General features: G+C 71.5%; 16 protein-coding genes. 6 read left to right on the top strand and 10 right to left on the bottom strand.

Annotation, left to right across the window (positions count from 1 at the left end; all coding sequences use genetic code 11):
* On the bottom strand, positions 1-872 hold an 872-nt coding region (locus JFN87_RS26310; protein WP_245181692.1), incomplete at its 3' end, for an FAD-binding oxidoreductase.
* A 148-nt stretch (positions 873-1,020) separates the two neighbouring features.
* On the opposite strand from JFN87_RS26310, the gene JFN87_RS26305 reads away from it, so the two are divergent.
* Positions 1,021-2,022: a YihY/virulence factor BrkB family protein gene (locus JFN87_RS26305; RefSeq protein ID WP_209343794.1), complete on the top strand. Its 1,002-nt coding sequence runs from the start codon at positions 1,021-1,023 to the stop codon at positions 2,020-2,022.
* A gap of 58 nt (positions 2,023-2,080) precedes the next feature.
* On the opposite strand, the gene JFN87_RS26300 is transcribed toward JFN87_RS26305, so the two are convergent.
* Positions 2,081-3,304 (bottom strand): D-alanyl-D-alanine carboxypeptidase family protein, encoded by a 1,224-nt coding sequence (locus JFN87_RS26300; protein WP_307865601.1) that lies wholly within the window; start codon positions 3,302-3,304, stop codon positions 2,081-2,083.
* 151 nt (positions 3,305-3,455) lie between these two features.
* Between JFN87_RS26300 and JFN87_RS26295 the strand changes: the two genes are divergently transcribed.
* Positions 3,456-3,749: an SCO4848 family membrane protein gene (locus JFN87_RS26295; protein WP_209343792.1), complete on the top strand. Its 294-nt coding sequence runs from the start codon at positions 3,456-3,458 to the stop codon at positions 3,747-3,749.
* Positions 3,750-4,043: 294 nt separating this feature from the next.
* Complete coding sequence (locus JFN87_RS26290; protein ID WP_209343790.1) at positions 4,044-5,597, top strand: ABC transporter substrate-binding protein; 1,554 nt, start codon at positions 4,044-4,046, stop codon at positions 5,595-5,597.
* Between the two features lie 36 nt (positions 5,598-5,633).
* On the opposite strand, the gene JFN87_RS26285 is transcribed toward JFN87_RS26290, so the two are convergent.
* The 3 genes from JFN87_RS26285 to JFN87_RS26275 all read right to left on the bottom strand — a co-directional run bounded on the left by JFN87_RS26285 (position 5,634) and on the right by JFN87_RS26275 (position 7,542).
* Complete coding sequence (locus tag JFN87_RS26285; protein ID WP_245181705.1) at positions 5,634-6,392, bottom strand: TetR/AcrR family transcriptional regulator; 759 nt, start codon at positions 6,390-6,392, stop codon at positions 5,634-5,636.
* A gap of 310 nt (positions 6,393-6,702) precedes the next feature.
* A complete protein-coding gene (locus JFN87_RS26280; protein ID WP_209343788.1) occupies positions 6,703-7,113 on the bottom strand; it encodes a thiol-disulfide oxidoreductase DCC family protein in 411 nt (136 codons plus the stop codon).
* Positions 7,114-7,119: 6 nt separating this feature from the next.
* Positions 7,120-7,542 carry a hypothetical protein gene (locus JFN87_RS26275; RefSeq protein WP_209343786.1) on the bottom strand — a complete coding sequence of 141 codons (423 nt, stop codon included), beginning with the start codon at positions 7,540-7,542 and terminating at the stop codon, positions 7,120-7,122.
* 168 nt (positions 7,543-7,710) lie between these two features.
* Between JFN87_RS26275 and JFN87_RS26270 the strand changes: the two genes are divergently transcribed.
* Positions 7,711-8,853, top strand: coding sequence for a VWA domain-containing protein (locus tag JFN87_RS26270; protein ID WP_209343784.1), 1,143 nt, complete (start codon positions 7,711-7,713; stop codon positions 8,851-8,853).
* Between the two features lie 74 nt (positions 8,854-8,927).
* Here the strand turns inward: JFN87_RS26270 and JFN87_RS26265 are convergent, their stop codons facing one another.
* The 5 genes from JFN87_RS26265 to JFN87_RS26245 form a co-directional block, all read right to left on the bottom strand.
* Complete coding sequence (locus JFN87_RS26265) at positions 8,928-9,710, bottom strand: succinate dehydrogenase iron-sulfur subunit (RefSeq protein WP_209343782.1); 783 nt, start codon at positions 9,708-9,710, stop codon at positions 8,928-8,930.
* Positions 9,710-11,464 (bottom strand): succinate dehydrogenase flavoprotein subunit, encoded by a 1,755-nt coding sequence (gene sdhA, locus JFN87_RS26260; protein ID WP_209343780.1) that lies wholly within the window; start codon positions 11,462-11,464, stop codon positions 9,710-9,712. The genes JFN87_RS26265 and sdhA overlap by 1 nt, the downstream gene beginning before the upstream one ends.
* Before the next feature lie 20 nt (positions 11,465-11,484).
* Positions 11,485-11,973 carry a succinate dehydrogenase hydrophobic membrane anchor subunit gene (locus JFN87_RS26255; protein WP_209343778.1) on the bottom strand — a complete coding sequence of 163 codons (489 nt, stop codon included), beginning with the start codon at positions 11,971-11,973 and terminating at the stop codon, positions 11,485-11,487.
* A gap of 6 nt (positions 11,974-11,979) precedes the next feature.
* Positions 11,980-12,360, bottom strand: a complete 381-nt coding sequence (gene sdhC, locus JFN87_RS26250) for a succinate dehydrogenase, cytochrome b556 subunit (protein ID WP_030903600.1) — start codon at positions 12,358-12,360, stop codon at positions 11,980-11,982.
* Between the two features lie 110 nt (positions 12,361-12,470).
* Positions 12,471-13,046 (bottom strand): 2-oxo-4-hydroxy-4-carboxy-5-ureidoimidazoline decarboxylase, encoded by a 576-nt coding sequence (locus JFN87_RS26245; protein WP_372449288.1) that lies wholly within the window; start codon positions 13,044-13,046, stop codon positions 12,471-12,473.
* A gap of 283 nt (positions 13,047-13,329) precedes the next feature.
* On the opposite strand from JFN87_RS26245, the gene JFN87_RS26240 reads away from it, so the two are divergent.
* On the top strand, positions 13,330-15,033 hold the full coding sequence (locus tag JFN87_RS26240; RefSeq protein ID WP_209343776.1) for a beta-N-acetylhexosaminidase: 1,704 nt from the start codon (positions 13,330-13,332) through the stop codon (positions 15,031-15,033).
* Positions 15,034-15,340: 307 nt separating this feature from the next.
* Positions 15,341-16,045 carry an RNA polymerase sigma factor gene (locus JFN87_RS26235; protein ID WP_209343774.1) on the top strand — a complete coding sequence of 235 codons (705 nt, stop codon included), beginning with the start codon at positions 15,341-15,343 and terminating at the stop codon, positions 16,043-16,045.
* Positions 16,046-16,132 lie beyond the last annotated feature (87 nt).

Here is a 16,132-nt window from a genome sequence, read left to right as displayed (position 1 = left end):
GCAGGGCCCGGGCGCGACGCCGCGGCCGCAAGGGCGTCGGCCGGCACGTGGAGCGCGCGGGTCAGCACCCCGCGCCCCAGCGCGGGCCCCCGCGTGAGCAGGTCGAGCCAGGCGGTCGACCACCGGTAGCGGTGGTCGGTCAGCGACAGCCGCGAGAGCAGGTCGTCGAGGCCCGTGGCCCGTTCCGTGTCGACGGCGAGCAGCGGACTCGCGACGCGCCGCAGCCGCACGGTGGCCGAGAGGATCACGCCGGTCAGGCCGAGACCGCCGGCCGTCGCGTCGAACAGCGGCGTGCCGGCGTCGACCGTGCGCACGGCGCCGTCGGCCGTCAGCAGCCGCAGCGATGTGACGTGGCGGGCGAACGAGCCGCAGGCGTGGTGGTCGCCGCCGTGCAGGTCGGCCGCGAGCGCGCCGCCGACGGTCGGCCCGGCCGTGCCCGCCGCAGCGGGCAGCACGGGCAGGGACCAGCCAAGTTCGAGCACCGCGTGGGCCAGCCTGCGCAGCGGCACGCCCGCGTCGCAGACGGCCAGGCCCGCCTCGGTGTCCACGGAGCGGACCAGGTCGAGCCCCGCCAGGTCGAGCACCGTCCCGCCCGCGTTGCGCGCGGCGTCGCCGTGGGCCGTGCCGAGGCCGCGCGCGACGGCGCCGCGCGCCCCCGGCGTGGACCGGCTCGCGCCGAGCGCGGCCGCGGCCTCCTCGCAGGAACGCGGGCGCACCAGCACGGCGGTGGTGGGCGCGGTACGGCCGCGCCCGGTGAGCGGCGCGACATCGAAGGCCAGGGCGCGATCGCCCGGCACGTCCGGCACGTCCGGCACGCCCGGCATGCCCGATCCGTCAGGTGCGTCAGTGCTCTCCACGCTCTCCACAGCCATGGGAGCGACGGTATCGCCCGGTACAGCCCGAAATGCGGCGCCCGGCACGGCAGTCGCGCTACTCGTATCAAGCGGTACTCATATTTACGGGAGGGGGCACAAGAGGTCGTGTCCGCTGTATCCACGATCCGGGGGTAGGCCTCAACTCATGGACTGGCTGAAAAAACTCCCCGTCATCGGCCCGTTCGTCGCCCGGCTGATGCTGACGCACGCCTGGCGCTCGTACGAGACGCTGGACCGGGTGCACTGGGCGCGACTCGCCGCCGCCATCACGTTCATCAGCTTCATCGCACTCTTCCCGCTGATCACGGTCGGCGCCGCGATCGGGGCAGTGCTGCTCAGCAAGAGCCAGCTCCACCAGGTGCAGCACAGCATCTCGGCCCAGGTCCCCGGCATCTCCGACCAGCTCGACATCAACGCGCTCGTGGACAACGCGGGCACGGTCGGCGTGGTGGCGGGCGCGCTGCTGCTGTTCACCGGTATCGGATGGATCGGCTCCATGCGGGAGTGCCTGCGCGCCGTCTGGGAGAAGGAGGACCAGCCCGAGGGCAACCCGGTGATCCTGAAGGCCAGGGACGCCGTGACCCTCGTCGGCCTCGGCGCGGTCGGGCTCGCCTCGCTCGGCGCATCGACGTTCGGCTCGACGGCCGTCGGCTGGACCGCGCGGCAGCTCGGCATCCCCGAGGACGGCCCGACCGGCCTCCTCCTCCAGGCCGGCTCGATCCTCATCGCGGTGCTCGCCGACTTCCTGCTCCTGCTGTACGTGCTGACGCTGCTGCCGGGCGTCAAGCCGCCGAGGCGGCGGCTCGTGGTGGCCGGGCTGATCGGGGCCGTCGGTTTCGAGGTGCTGAAGCTGCTGCTGGGCGGCTACATCAGTCGCGTCGCAGGCAAGTCGATGTACGGGGCGTTCGGCACGCCCGTCGCGCTGCTGCTGTGGATCAACTTCACCGCGAAGCTGCTGCTCGTGTGCGCTGCCTGGACGGCGACGCCCAGCAAGGACGAGCCGAGCAGGGCCGAGCTGAACGAGCGTGAGGCGGAGGAGCGCGAGCGGGAGAAGGAAGCGGAGGAGGAGGCCAAGGAGGCCAAGGAGGCCAAGGAGGCGAGCGAGGCAAAGGCGGCGAAAGAGGCCAAGGGGGCCAAGGAGGCGTGACCGCCGTGACGCCGGCCGGCGGGCGGCGCCGTACCGCGCGCCGCCCGCCGTATGCGGCCTACGGCTGCGGCCGGCGCGGCCAGCGGCGGTTGACGAAGAACCCGCCCGCGGCCAGGACGACCAGGACGCCGCCGATGATGGCGAGCGAGGTGGTCCCGACGCCCGACGAGCTGTGCGCGGCCGTCGCCTCGGCCGGCGCCGTCGCGGCCACCTTGCCCGTCGAGGGACTGCTCGACGAGCCCGCCTGCTTGGTGCCGGCGGCCGACTTCGGCGGCACGAGCTTGCCGACGGGCGTCACCTTGCCGTCCGCGGCGAAGCCCCAGTCGAGCAGCGACGCCGCCTCCTTGTAGACGGCGTTGGGCTCCTTGGCGGACGGGTTCATGACGGTCACGAGGATCACGTGCGAGCCCCGCTGCGCCACGCCCGTGTACGTGTTGCCCGCGTTGGTGGTGTAGCCGTTCTTGACGCCCGCGATCCCCGGGTAGGGCGTCATGCCGTGGGCGCCGCTCAGCAGGCGGTCGGTGTTCTGGATCTGGAAGGACGGCCGCTTCTTGCCCTTCTTCGCCGCCCCGGGGAACTGGGCGGTGGCCGTCGAGCAGTACTCCCTGAAGTCCTGGTTCTGCAGCCCGGAGCGGGCGAAGAGGCTCAGGTCGTACGCGCTGGAGACCTGGCCGGGCATGTCGTATCCGTCGGGCGAGACGACGTGCGTGTCCAGCGCCTGCAGGTCGATCGCGTGCTGCTGCATCTGCTGGACGGTGCGGGGGACGCCGCCGTTCATCGCCGCCAGGACGTGCACGGCGTCGTTGCCCGAACGCAGGAAGACGCCGAGCCACAGGTCGTGGACCGAGTACGTCTGGTTCTCCTTGACGCCGACCAGGCTGCTGCCCGCGCCCATCCCCTTGAGGTCGGCCGCCGCGACCTTGTGCTGCTCGCCGCTCGGCAGCTTCGGCAGCAGCGTGTCCGCGAACAGCATCTTCAGCGTGGAGGCGGGCGGAAGCGGCCAGTGCGCGTTGTGCGCGGCCAGCACGTCGCCGCTCTCCGCGTCCGAGACGATCCAGGACCTCCCGGTCAGCTTCTTCGGCAGCGCGGGCGCGCCGCCGGCCAGGGAGACCTGGGTGCCGGGCACGGCGAGCCGTGCGCCGCCCACGCTCGACGTGTGGGCGGGCGGCTTCGGCGCGTCGGTCGCGTCCGCTCCTCCGCTCGCCCACGCGGGGGCGGCGGCCAGGAGGGACAGCACGGCGGTTGAGGCGACCGTCACCGCGGTCTTTTTGACAGCAGACACGACGGAGAACGTACAGGGCGCGACCGTGTGCTTGGACAGGCGAGGTCGCGGAGCGAGCGTTTCCGGCAGGAAATCCGGCAGGCGGCGTGATGACGCCCACACGCCACGGCCCCGGCGCCCGGACGGGCGCGCGGACGGCGATACTGGGGGCATGAAGCTCAGCCGCCCGGTGTCCTGGTTCCTGCTCGCCTTCGGCGCGTGGAGCTGGTTCATCTGGATCACTTTCGCTAAGAACCTGTGGCAGGACGGGAGCGGCCTCGCCTTTGACGACGCGGGCCACCCGACCGCCTACTTCTGGATCCACCTTCTGCTGGCCGTCGCGTCCTTTCTCCTGGGGACGGCGATCGGAGTAATCGGGTTCCGCGGAGTGCGGGCCCTCAAGACCCCCGCCGGACAGCGGGACGAGCCCTCCGACGCCCCGGCCCCCGAGCGCACCGGGGCGTGACGCGTCCGGGCCCGACGATCATGGCCCGGCACCCTTTCGTGTGACGCGCCGTCACGGGACGGGCGCGGCGCGTCGCCATGTGACGCAACGGTTGTGGAGTCGGCGTGCCCGGGGGATGATGCGGGCGGTGCGGACGTGTGAAGCGTTTCGGCCGTCGGCCGGTGGGACGGCCGTGCAATTGACCCGACTGTTGCCTGTGCGACCCCAATCGTCACTTCTATTTGTGAAGGCCGTGTGATTGGGTGACGCCATCGCGGTCAGGGGTGGGCGTGAATCACGAGGGGCACAGCGAAAATGCGGTCGATCCGTCTCCGAATACTGGTTACCTGCGTGGTGCTGGCGGTCATCGGCGTGGGCGGGTGGCAGCTCCTCCCGTCCGGTGACGACGGACAGCAGCCGATCAGGGTCGGCACGACCGACATCGTCAGCTCGCTCGACCCGGCCGGCGCCTACGACGCGGGCTCCTGGGCGCTGTTCAACAACATCTACCAGTCGCTGCTGACGTTCGACCCCAGCTCGACGGTCCCGACCGGCGACGCCGCTCAGCACTGCGGGTTCGAGGGCGACGGGCTGCTCACGTACAGCTGCAAGCTGCGCAGCGGCATCACGTTCTCCAACGGCGACAAGATGACCGGGCACGACGTCGCGTTCTCGATCAACCGCGTGACGCACATCCACGACGGCCAGGGGCCCTGGTCCCTGCTCTCCACCATGAAGTCGGTCGAGGCGCACGGGCAGACCGTCACGTTCCACCTCAAGACCCCGGACGCGACGTTCCCCTCGAAGCTCGCCACCGGCGCGGGCGCGATCGTCGACAGCAAGTACTACCCGGCGGACAAGCTGCGCCCGGGCGACACCGCCATCGGCTCGGGCCCGTACCTGCTCAAGGCGTACAAGCAGGGCGTCTCCGCGACGCTCGTGCCGAACCCGAAGTACACCGGCGCCATCAGCAAGACGGGCAGCCCCGTGGACGTCGAGTACTTCAAGACGTCCGAGCAGCTCAACACGGCGTGGCAGAACAAGAAGGTCGACGTCACGCACCGCCAGATGCCGCCGTCCGTCGTGGCGAAGGTCGACGCCAGCTCCAGCGACATGCACGTCACCGAGGCCGCGAGCGCGGAAATCCGCAACATGGTCTTCAACACCCGCAAGGGCTCGCCCATGGGCACCAAGGCGGTGCGCCAGGCCATCGCCGCGGTCATCGACCGGGACAAGATCACCGCCGGGGTCTACGACTCCACCGTGGAGCCGCTCTACTCGGTGATCCCGCAGGGCATCACCTCGCACTCCACCGCGTTCTTCGACATGTACCCCAAGCCCAGCAAGGCCAAGGCCGAGGAGCTGCTCAAGTCGGCGGGCGTCCAGACGCCCGTGCACTTCTCGCTGGCCTACTCGCCGGGCGGCGCGACCGCCCAGGAGACCGCGGAGATCCGCCGTCAGCTCGACGCCACCGGGCTGTTCAAGGTGAAGGTCATCAGCAAGGAGTGGCAGGCCTTCCAGAAGGGGTACGCGGCCGGCGACTACGACGCCTACACGATCGGCTGGCTGCCCGACTACCCGGACCCGGACGACTTCGTCGCGCCGCTCGTCGGCGCCGACAACACCTTCCAGAACGGGTACGACAACAAGAAGATCGACGGCCTGATCACAGCGACGCAGCAGTACAGCCAGCGCGCCCAGGCGTCCGGCGACTTCAAGACGATCCAGCAGACCGTCGCCGCCGACGTGCCGCTGCTGCCGCTGTGGCAGAAGAAGGACTACGTGCTCAGCACGGAGAACGTCACCGGCTCGCAGTACCTCTCGGACGGCACCGGCATCTGGCGCCTGTGGGAGCTCGGCCGCATCTGACGCACGGCGCGGACGCGCGGACGACGTCCGGCGCCCTCACCCGGCCGGTGGAGGTGCCTGGCGCCGGTCGCCGTCGTCGTCCCGGCCGTCGGACACGCCGGCGTCCCCCCGGCCGGCGTCCCCGCGGCTGCCGCCGCGGACCTTGCGGGTGACGGCCGTCTCCGCCATCCCGGGCAGGAAGTCCGTGAACAGCTCGTGCACCTCGCGCACGAGCGGCCGCAGCGGCCGGAAGCGGGAGAGTGCCACGCCACGCGTCGTCAACCGCGCGCCGCGGTCGGCGAGGCGGCGGCTGCGCTCGCTGTCCTCCGAGCGGTCGAACACCCAGTACAGCACCAGCCCCATCTGCGAGAGCCACATCAACTCGGGCAGGATGTCGACGAGTTCGTCCGCCACCTTCGCCCTGGAGCCGGCCAGTACCTCCCGGTGCACGGAGATCGCGGCCTCCCGCGCGTGCTCGGACTCGGGTGAGAAGGGGCTCAGCGGGCTCTCCGGGTCGGCGGCGTTCTTGAAGAACTGCGCGGCGAACTCGTGGTAGGGCCCGGCGATGTCGAGCCAGGCGCGCAGCACGCCCGCCATGCGCGCCTCGAGCCCGGTCTCCCGGTCGAGCACGGGCCTGACGGCCTCGCGGTGCTCGGCGGCGATCCGGTCGTAGAAGCCCTGGACGAGGTGCTCCTTGGACGAGAAGTAGTAGTACGCGTTGCCCACGGAGACCCCGGCCTCCTTGGCGATGGCGCGCATCGTCGTCCTGTCGTAGCCGCGCTCCTGGAAGAGCCGGAGCGCGGTCTCCAGGATCAGCGTGCGCGTCTGCTCGCTCTTGGGCGCCCGCGCGGCCCGTGCGGAGCCGGAAGCGCGGGAGGCGCCCCCCGGCGCCTCCCGCCCGTCGTCCGCCCCGCCGGCCCCCGCCCCCGTCACACCGTTCTCACGCTTCACGATGCCCGAGCCTAGCGTCCCTCCCGGCAAGCTTTGCCCTGTCGGCGCCCCCTGCACGCACTCTCGCGGCGTTGGCCGAAAGCCCCGGTAGCTCCGCTACAAGGACTCCCGGCCGCCTTGCGATCGCACGCACCGGGAACCCCTCCTTGCCGGGCAAACATCGCCGGTCGCGGCGCTAGCCCGGCGCGCCGGGCACCTCGCACCGTCCTTCGCACGGTGCCGCGGTCATCTCGCGGTACTTCGCCGCCGCCAGGAGGGCCGCCCTGGCGAACGGCGCGCCGGCCGGGGTGGCGAGCCAGTACGCCTTCTGCCGGTGCGCGGCGAGCGCCCACAGGCAGACGATCCACGCCGAGGTCCCGCGGTAGACCTGGCCGCCGTCCCCGACGACCGTGATCTCCCGCAGGGTGTCCTCGTGGTCGAGCGCGGGGAATCGGCGTACCGCCTCCCTCGACCCCGCCGCGACCGCCTCGATCGGCACGAGGTGGGGCTGGCCCAGCAGCCAGTGGCGCACATGGACGCAGAGCGGGCACCCGGCGTCGTAGAGCACGGTCAGCGATCGCACGGCCGGCGACTGCACGGTGCTCATGGCCCGTCAGGCCTCGGTCGCCGTGCGGGGCCCGCCCGCGGGCGTCCACCCCTGCGGCTGCACGGGCGGGGTGTGGCGGCGCTCCGCGATCCCGCGCCGCCGCATCTTGTTGAGCACGAAGACGTTGCCGAGGTGCAGCACGCCGAGGACGAGCAGCACCACGCCGAGCTTCACGGAGATCGCCTCGACCAGCTGCCTGGCGTCGGCGACCGCCTGGGACTCCTTCAGATACAGCGCCACGAAGCCCAGGTTGACCAGGTAGAAGCCGACCACCAGCAGGTGGTTCACGGCCTCGGCGAGCTTCTCGTCACCCTGCAGGACGTCGGACAGGAAGATCCGCCCGTTCTTGCTGAGCGTCCTCGCCACCCACACGGTGAGCCCGATGCTGACGGCCAGGTAGATGACGTACGCGACAACGGTGAGATCCATTCCGCCCCTCCATTTGAACACGTTCAAAACGTGCTGACGGCAGGACTCTAGCGCTGTTTTTGAACATGTTCAACATGGGCTGTGCGTGGGCCGGGCCGCTTGCGTCCGCTGCCGTATCCCGTGTACGTACGCTTACGGAGCGTGCCTCTGCCACGGCACACTGTCGGGATGGCATCCGCTTCCCTGGCCGAGGGCGCTCATGTCCCCGTCGCCGCGACAGCCGTACGGGCCGTGCTCACTCCGGCGGCGGGCCCGCCCACCGGCCCCGCGTCCGCCGGCCGCACGTCCGCACCCGGCAGATGCGTGCCCGGCGTCCCGCTGACCGCCGACGGCGGGGGCGCCGGGGGAGCGAGTGACGTGGTGGACCTGCCGTCGCTCCCCGCCGACGTGGCGCGCGTCCTGTTCCGCGTGGACGGCGGCGACCGGTGCCCCGGCATGCTGCTGAGGCTGGTGCGGGCCGCCGACGGCGCCGAACTGGCCCGCGTCGCACCCGCGGCGGACGCGCCGTGCGAGGGCGGGGAGCTCTACCGCACGGACGGCAGGTGGGCGTTCCGCCCCGCACCGCCGGCGGGCGCCCTGAGCCGCAGGGTCGCGTTACGGGGCCGGCAGGCCGCCCTGAGCCTGCTGAAGTACGGCGCGGCCGACGCCAGGGCGCGCGTCGTTCTCGTCATGGACGCGTCCGGCGGCCTGTCGGGCCGCTACGCGCGCGGGGTCGTCGCCGACGTCGCCGAGCGCACCGCGGCGGTGGCCGCCGTGCTCGCCGCGGGCCGCATGCGGGCGTGGACGTACGCGTCCCGGCCCGCGCGGCTGCCCGACTGCGCCGTCGACGAACTCCACGAGTGGCTGCCCCTGCACGTGCGCGCGGGTCAGCTCGCGCTCCTCGGCAGGCCGCGGCGGCGCGCCCGCGGCCTGCGCCCTTGCCAGGTCGACATGCGGTGGGTCGGCGTCCAGAGCGACCCGCACAGGGCCGTCGCCGAGGTACGCGCGTACGTGCGGGACCGGCCCGCACCCGTGCCGACGCTCGTGGTGTTCCTCTCGGGCGGCGGCGTCCGCCATGCCGGGCTGCTGCTGCGCGAGTTACGTGAGGCGGCGGAAGAGCCGCTCTTCTGGCAGTTCGTCGGGGTCGGCAGGGCGGACCACCGCGCGCTGGCCCGGCTCGGCGCAGGGCCCGGCGGCGGGCCGCTCGGCAACGCCGCCTTCTTCGCCGTGGACGACGTCGCACGCACCCCCGACGCCGAGCTGTACGACCGCCTCCTGTGCGCCTTCCCGGCCTGGCTGGCGTCAGCGCGCGGCGCGGGTGCCGTCGGCTGACACGCGAACGCCCGCCCCCGCGTGCTGTCTCGCACACGGGGACGGGCGCTGTGCGCTCAGGAGCGCGAAAGGTGTCAGAAGCGGCGCGTGATCAGCGCACGCTTGACCTCCTGGATCGCCTTGGTGACCTCGATGCCGCGCGGGCAGGCGTCCGTGCAGTTGAAGGTCGTGCGGCAACGCCACACGCCGTCACGGTCGTTGAGGATCTCCAGGCGCTGCTCGCCGGCATCGTCACGCGAGTCGAAGATGAAGCGGTGCGCGTTGACGATCGCCGCGGGGCCGAAGTACTGGCCGTCGTTCCAGAACACCGGGCAGGACGACGTGCACGCGGCGCACAGGATGCACTTGGTGGTGTCGTCGAACCGCGCGCGGTCCTCGGCCGACTGGTACCGCTCGCGCGTCGGCTCGTTGCCCTTGGCGACGAGGAACGGCATGACGTCGCGGTACGCCTGGAAGAACGGGTCCATGTCGACGACGAGGTCCTTGAGGACCGTCATCCCCTTGATGGCCTCGATCGTGATCGGCTTCGAGACGTTGCCGGACTTGTCCAGCGACACGATGTCCTTGATCAGCGTCTTGCACGCGAGGCGGTTCTTGCCGTTGATCCGCATCGCGTCCGAGCCGCAGACGCCGTGCGCGCAGGAGCGCCGGAAGGTCAGCGTGCCGTCGACGTCCCACTTGATCTTGTGGAGGCCGTCGAGGACGCGTTCCTTGGGGTCGATCTCCAGTTGGAAGTCCTGCCACCAGGCCTCGTCCGAGACCTCCGGGTTGAAGCGGCGGATCCGGAACGTGACGGTGAGCAGGTGGGTGGAGGCGGCGGAGCCCTCCTCCACCCGGTCCATGGTCGGGGTAGCCATCAGTACTTACGCTCCATCGGCTGGTAGCGGGTCTGGACGACCGGCTTGTAGTCGAGCCTGATGGACTCGACACCGTCGTCGCCGACCTCGCGGTACGCCATCGTGTGGCGCATGAAGTTCACGTCGTCGCGGTTGGGGAAGTCCTCGCGGTAGTGGCCGCCGCGCGACTCCTTGCGGGCGAGCGCCGACACGGCCATGACCTCGGCCAGGTCGAGCAGGTTGCCCAGCTCGATGGCTTCGAGCATGTCCGTGTTGAACCGCTTGCCCTTGTCCTGGACCGCCACGTTCTTGAAGCGCTCCCGCAGCTCGCCGATGCGCTCGACGGCCGTCTTGATGGTCTGCTCCGTGCGGAAGACCATCACGTTGGCGTCCATGGTCTCCTGCAGCTCGGTGCGCAGCGCCGCGACGCGCTCCTTGCCCGTGGAGGCGAGCAGCCGCTCGACCTGCCCGACGACGAACGCCTCCGGGTTCTCCGGCAGCTCCACGAAGTCGTGGTTCGCCGCGTACTCGGCGGCGGCGATGCCGGAGCGGCGGCCGAAGACGTTGATGTCGAGCAGCGAGTTCGTGCCGAGGCGGTTGGCGCCGTGCACGGAGACGCAGGCGACCTCGCCGGCCGCGTACAGGCCCGGCACCACCGTGGTGTTGTCGGCGAGCACCTCGCCCGTCACGTTGGTCGGGATGCCGCCCATGTTGTAGTGCGCGGTCGGCTGGATCGGGATCGGGTCCGTGTAGGGCTCGATGCCGAGGTACGTGCGCGCGAACTCGGTGATGTCGGGCAGCTTGGCGTCGAGCTGCTCGGGCGGCAGGTGCGTCAGGTCCAGGTAGACGTGGTCGCCGGCCGGGCCGCAGCCGCGCCCCTCGCGGATCTCCGTGTAGATGGAGCGCGAGACGACGTCACGCGAGGCGAGGTCCTTCATGACGGGCGCGTACTTCTCCATGAAGCGCTCGCCGTCCTTGTTGCGCAGGATGCCGCCCTCACCGCGGGCGCCCTCCGTGAGCAGGATGCCCATGCGCCAGATGCCCGTCGGGTGGAACTGGAAGAACTCCATGTCCTCCAGCGGCAGGCCGCGCCGGAAGCAGGCGGCCTGGCCGTCGCCGGTGAGCGTGTGCGCGTTCGAGGTCACCTTGAAGTACTTGCCGGAACCGCCGGAGGCGTAGATCACGGCCTTCGCCTGGAAGATGTGCAGCTCGCCCGTCGCCAGCTCGTACGCGACGACGCCGGCGGACCGACGCACGCCGTCGACCTCGACCATGATCTGGTCCAGGACGTAGAACTCGTTGAAGAACTCCACGCCCTCCTTGACGCAGTTCTGGTACAGCGTCTGGAGGATCATGTGGCCGGTGCGGTCGGCCGCGTAGCAGGACCGGCGCACGGGCGCCTCGCCGTGGTTGCGGGAGTGCCCGCCGAACCGGCGCTGGTCGATGTTGCCCTCGGGCGTCCTGTTGAAGGGCAGGCCCATCTTCTCCAGGTCGAGGACGGCGTCGATGGCCTCCTTCGCCAGGATCTCGGCGGCGTCCTGGTCGACCAGGTAGTCACCGCCCTTGATCGTGTCGAAGGTGTGCCACTCCCAGTTGTCGTCCTCCACGTTGGCGAGCGCTGCGGCCATGCCGCCCTGCGCCGCCCCGGTGTGCGACCTGGTCGGGTACAGCTTGGTCAGGACGGCGGTGCGGCTGCGCTTCGTCGCCTCGATGGCCGCGCGCATTCCGGCGCCGCCGGCGCCGACGATGACGGTGTCGTACTTGTGGATCTTCATCGGTGTCGTCAACCCCGGCTCTAGCGGATGTTCGGGTCGAAGGTGAAGATCACCAGCGTGCCCAGCAGGACGGTCCAGATGGTGGCCGTGTAGAGCAGGCCCTTGAGCCACATCCGGGTTTTGGGGCGCTCCGCGTAGTCGTTCACGATGGTGCGCAGGCCGTTGCAGCCGTGCAGCATCGCGAGCCACAGCATCGCCAGGTCCCAGACCTGCCAGAACGGGTTGGCCCAGCGGCCCGCCACGAAGGCGAAGCCGATCTTGGAGACGCCGCCGTCGAGCACGAGCTGGATCAGCAGGTGGCCGAGGACGAGGACGACGAGGACGACGCCGGACAGCCGCATGAACAGCCATGCGACCATCTCGAAGTTGCCGCGGGTCGTCTTGGGCGTCCTGGCGGTGCGCGCGCGGGGCGGCTCGATGACGGGGGCCGGGTGGTCGACGTCGTAGAGGCTCGCGCCCTCGACCTCGCCGATCGCGGAGCCGGCCGCGGAAGTGGTGTCTGCGGACATGGGTCACTAGCTCCCGAACACTTGACGGAATGCGTGGCCGAGCACGGGGTACAGGGCGCCGAGCATCAGCACCAGCCACAGCACCACGGCGGTCCACAGCATCTGCTTCTGGTAGCGCGCGCCCTTGGACCAGAAGTCCACGGCGATCACGCGCAGGCCGTTCAGTGCGTGGAAGAGGATGGCGGCCACAAGGCCGTACTCGAGCACCGCGACGATGGGGTTCTTGTAGGTCGCTACGACGTGGTCGTAGGCCTCGGGGGAGACACGGACAAGAGCGGTGTCCAGCACGTGTACGAACAGGAAGAAGAAGATGAGGACACCGGTGACTCGGTGAGCCACCCAGGACCACATGCCTTCCCGGCCGCGGTACAACGTTCCAGCCGGCACGGAAAAACCCTCCGGAAGCGGGGATCGGGGCCGGCCGCCATCTTCTACTTGGTCAAGCACAGTGGTGTCGGTCGCGCCCGGCCGGGTACGGTCCACCGGCCCCGGCCATGTTAGCGACGACTTGTCGGTCCGTTCGCCCGGGGGTCGCCGGTGTGATCGAGCCCGCGGTCAAACTGCCACGTACGGGCTATCGGGGACGGTGCGGATCCGCGCGGACGCGGCATTTCGGGCGCGCCGGCCGGGCGTGTCCCCGGCGCACCGGCCACTGGCGCTCCGGTGACCAGGGCCGCCAGCCGGGAGCGCGCGAGCCTGCGCAGCTCGTCGGCCGCGACGGCCCGCTCGTCCTCCGGGTCGTTGCCGAGCCTGGTCCTGATGGCGGCGAGCACCTGGTCCAGGTACTCGTCAGGCGCGCGCCCCGCCAGACTGATGACGAACGTGTGGCCGAAACTCGCCTCGTACGCGGCGAACGCCGCCCGCAGCGCCGTGCGCGCGGCAGCCGGCACGTCGGCGCCCGGCAGGTGCGCGCACTCCCCGGCGGCGGACTCGGCGGCCAGCGCCTGGGTGACGTCGGCGGGCGACAGGTCGTAGCCGGCCTCGTCGGCCGCGGCCAGCAGCGCGGCCAGATCGGGGTACGGTCGGTGGGCGGCGACCCTGCGCGCCCAGCGCTCGCTTCCGCAGCACGTCAGCAGGGTGTCGTGGACGATGTCGGCGGGCGCGGTGTTGAAACGGCGCAGCCCTGACTCCTCGCGGGACAGCGGGGGCTCCTCGGACGCGGCGGGGAATGGCGTGGGACGGGGTGGGTACGGCGGGGAAAGCCGGGCCGGGCCACGACGCTAGCGACATGTACGGGACCCGGGCAGTGCGCGCTCACTCTTTCACTCGTACGAAGAAGTTTCGACATGCGGCGTGGACGTCGGCGTGGCACGTTCGCGTGAGGACACCACACGTCTGCACAGGAGGGCCAGGACGATGGCGCGATCGCGGAGCACCCTGGGCGCGGCGACGGCGGCCGTGGTGGCCGGCGCGCTGGCGCTGACCGCCTGCCAGGACGGATCCCCGGGCGCGGGCCGCAGCGGCGCGTCGTCGACACCCGCGTCCGCCACGTCCTCGTCACCGTCGCCGACACGCAGCTACCCGCTGTCGAGCGCGCCGCGGACCATCCCGTCCGTGCGCCACTTCCAGGCGGCGCACGGGCCCGGCTGGAAGCCGTCCCCGAGCAGCGGCGTCGTGGTCGCGAGCGGCGGGGCCGGGCAGGGGCTCGGTGACGAGGCGCAGCTCATCGCCAAGGAGCTGAAGATCCACTACCGGGGCACGGCCGCCGCGCGCCCGGGCGACGTCGAGCTCGAACTCGGCGGCGGCGGCCCGGCCGAGTCGTACACCCTGACCACCAAGGGCGGCCGCGTGGTGATCAAGGGGCCCGACCAGTCCGGCGTCTTCTACGGCACCCGCACGCTCAAGCAGTCCGTACGGGACAGCGGCGCCATGCCGGAGGGCGTGGTGCGCGACAGCCCGGCGAAGCCCGAGCGCGGCCTCAACCTCGACATCGCACGCAAGTTCTACCCGGCGAGCTGGATCGAGGCCAGGCTGCGGCAGATGGCGGACCTCAAACTCAACGAGCTCGGCCTGCACTTCTCCGACGACCAGGGCTTCCGCATCGCGTCGACCAGCCACCCCGAGGTCGTCTCGAAGCAGCACCTCACGACCGCGCAGACCAAGCAGATCATCGCGCTCGCGACCCGCCTGCACATCACGATCGTTCCGGAGATCGACTCGCCCGGACACCTCGGCGCCGTCATCGCCGCGCACCCGGACATCCAGCTGCGCAACGCCTCGGGCACCACGTACCAGGGCGCGGTCGACATCTCGGACCCGAACGCCGCGAAGATCGTCGACCAGCTGCTGACCGAGTACGCCAAGCTCTTCCCCGGCCCGTACTTCCACATCGGCGGCGACGAGTACCTGGCCCTGACCGCTCAGAATCCCGAGACGAAGTTCCCGCAGCTGGCCGCCGCCGCGCGCAAGAAGTACGGGCCGAAGGCGCGGGTGCAGGACCTGGCGACGTGGTGGATCAACGGGCGCGCCGCCGTCGTCGCGAAGCTCGGCAAGAAGCCGAAGGTGTGGAACGACGGCGTGTTCCCCGACGGCATCGCCAAGCCGTCCAAGGACCTGCAGATCGAGTACTGGACGGGCAGGGAGGCCGGCAAGATCCCGCCGTCCACCTACCTCAAGGCCGGGCGCAAGATGGTGAACCTCAACGACGAGTACCTCTACTACGTACTCGGCCAGCCCAACGGGTTCACCTATCCGACCGGGCAGCGGATCTACGAGGAGTGGAGCCCGCTGGTGCTGCGCGGCACCACGCCCGTGTCGCAGAAGTACGACTCCCAGGTCAGGGGCGCGCGGTTCGCGGTCTGGGGCGACATCCCCACCGCCCAGACGACGGCGCAGGTGGCGGCGGGCATCAGGATGCCGCTCAACGCGCTGGCGCAGCGGCTGTGGGTGCCGGGCAAGCCGGCGCTGAGCTGGTCGCGGTTCACGGCGCTCGCGGACCGTGTCGACTCCTCGGCCGGCACGGCGGTCACGCCCGCGCCGAGCCCGTCCGCCCCGAGCCCGTCCGCCCCGAGTCCGGCGGGATCGGGCGGGGCCGCTTCGGGCGCGTCCGCCGGATCCTGACCCCGTCCCGGGCGAGGGACACGGGCCGTTCGGTTCGGTGGACGACGGCCGGAGCCGCCACCCCCCACAGGAGAGGCTCCGGTCCGTCGCCCGGCGGTGCCGCTCAGCGACCCCGTCACTCCACTCAGCGCCCGGCGGCCCGTTTGTGTCACACGGCCGCGTCACATGGCTGTGTCACACGGCGGGCTTCCGTGGTCGTTGCGGTTTGTACGAGCCGTGGACGCGGGACCGGGAAAGGCCGTAGCGTTCGAAACGCGTGGGGTGGCGCGGCAATGACCAGGCTGCGGATCAGGACGGGTTGTGGGTTGTGCTGGGGGATGACGCGGAGCTGACCGCCGCGGTGCACGCGGCACGTGACGGGGACGAGCACGCCTTCCGCACCGTGTACCGCGCCGTGCACCCGCGGCTGCTCGGATACGTCAGGACGCTCGTCGGCGACTTCGACGCCGAGGACGTCACCTCCGAGGGCTGGCTGCAGATCGCCCGCGACCTCGGCAGCTTCGAGGGCGACGCGGACCGCTTCCGCGGCTGGGCCGCCCGCATCGCACGCAACCGCGCGCTCGACCACATCCGCATGCGCGGCCGCCGCCCCGCGGCCGGCGGCGACGAGAGCGAACTCGCCGGCAGGCCGGCCGAAGCGGACACCGCGGGCGAGGCCATGGAGGCGATCTCCACCCGCCGCGCGCTCGCCCTCGTCGCCCGGCTGCCGCAGGACCAGGCCGAGGCCGTCGTGTTGCGGGTCGTCGTCGGCCTCGACGCGAAGACGGCGGCGGAGACGCTCGGCAAGCGGCCGGGCGCGGTCAGGACGGCCGCGCACCGCGGCCTGAAGAGGCTCGCCGAGCTGATCGAGGCGGACGAGCACGCCCGGCCCCTCGCGGACGGCGCGGCGGCCGAGCGCGCGGGCCGGGGCGGTGGGAACGTCTGCGTGCCGCCGCAGCGCGCGCCGGGTGCGGCCGTCGCGGCCTCCGTGGGTGTGACGCATTCGCGCCTGCGGACGCAGAAGGACATGTGATGGCCGACGGGCGTGACCAGTGGCTCGACGAGGACACCGCGGACAGACTCCTGCGCGGAGAGCCCGCCGGCGCGCGCGACGACCGGG

The sequence above is a fragment of the Streptomyces montanisoli genome (genome assembly GCF_017813245.1).
GTDB lineage: Bacteria > Actinomycetota > Actinomycetes > Streptomycetales > Streptomycetaceae > Streptomyces > Streptomyces montanisoli.
This window is presented reverse-complemented; position numbering and strand designations above follow the sequence as displayed.

What these genes read in the sequence shown, in the direction of transcription:
- JFN87_RS26275 (WP_209343786.1), bottom strand. Translation starts at nt 7,542, where the DNA reads ATGGATCTCACCGTTGTCGCGTACGTCATCTACCTGGCCGTCAGCATC.
- JFN87_RS26280 (WP_209343788.1), bottom strand. Translation starts at nt 7,113, where the DNA reads ATGAGCACCGTGCAGTCGCCGGCCGTGCGATCGCTGACCGTGCTCTAC.
- JFN87_RS26265 (WP_209343782.1), bottom strand. Translation starts at nt 9,710, where the DNA reads ATGGCTACCCCGACCATGGACCGGGTGGAGGAGGGCTCCGCCGCCTCC.
- JFN87_RS26255 (WP_209343778.1), bottom strand. Translation starts at nt 11,973, where the DNA reads ATGTCCGCAGACACCACTTCCGCGGCCGGCTCCGCGATCGGCGAGGTC.
- JFN87_RS26270 (WP_209343784.1), top strand. Translation starts at nt 7,711, where the DNA reads ATGGCATCCGCTTCCCTGGCCGAGGGCGCTCATGTCCCCGTCGCCGCG.
- JFN87_RS26240 (WP_209343776.1), top strand. Translation starts at nt 13,330, where the DNA reads ATGGCGCGATCGCGGAGCACCCTGGGCGCGGCGACGGCGGCCGTGGTG.
- JFN87_RS26305 (WP_209343794.1), top strand. Translation starts at nt 1,021, where the DNA reads ATGGACTGGCTGAAAAAACTCCCCGTCATCGGCCCGTTCGTCGCCCGG.
- JFN87_RS26290 (WP_209343790.1), top strand. Translation starts at nt 4,044, where the DNA reads ATGCGGTCGATCCGTCTCCGAATACTGGTTACCTGCGTGGTGCTGGCG.
- JFN87_RS26295 (WP_209343792.1), top strand. Translation starts at nt 3,456, where the DNA reads ATGAAGCTCAGCCGCCCGGTGTCCTGGTTCCTGCTCGCCTTCGGCGCG.
- sdhA (WP_209343780.1), bottom strand. Translation starts at nt 11,464, where the DNA reads ATGAAGATCCACAAGTACGACACCGTCATCGTCGGCGCCGGCGGCGCC.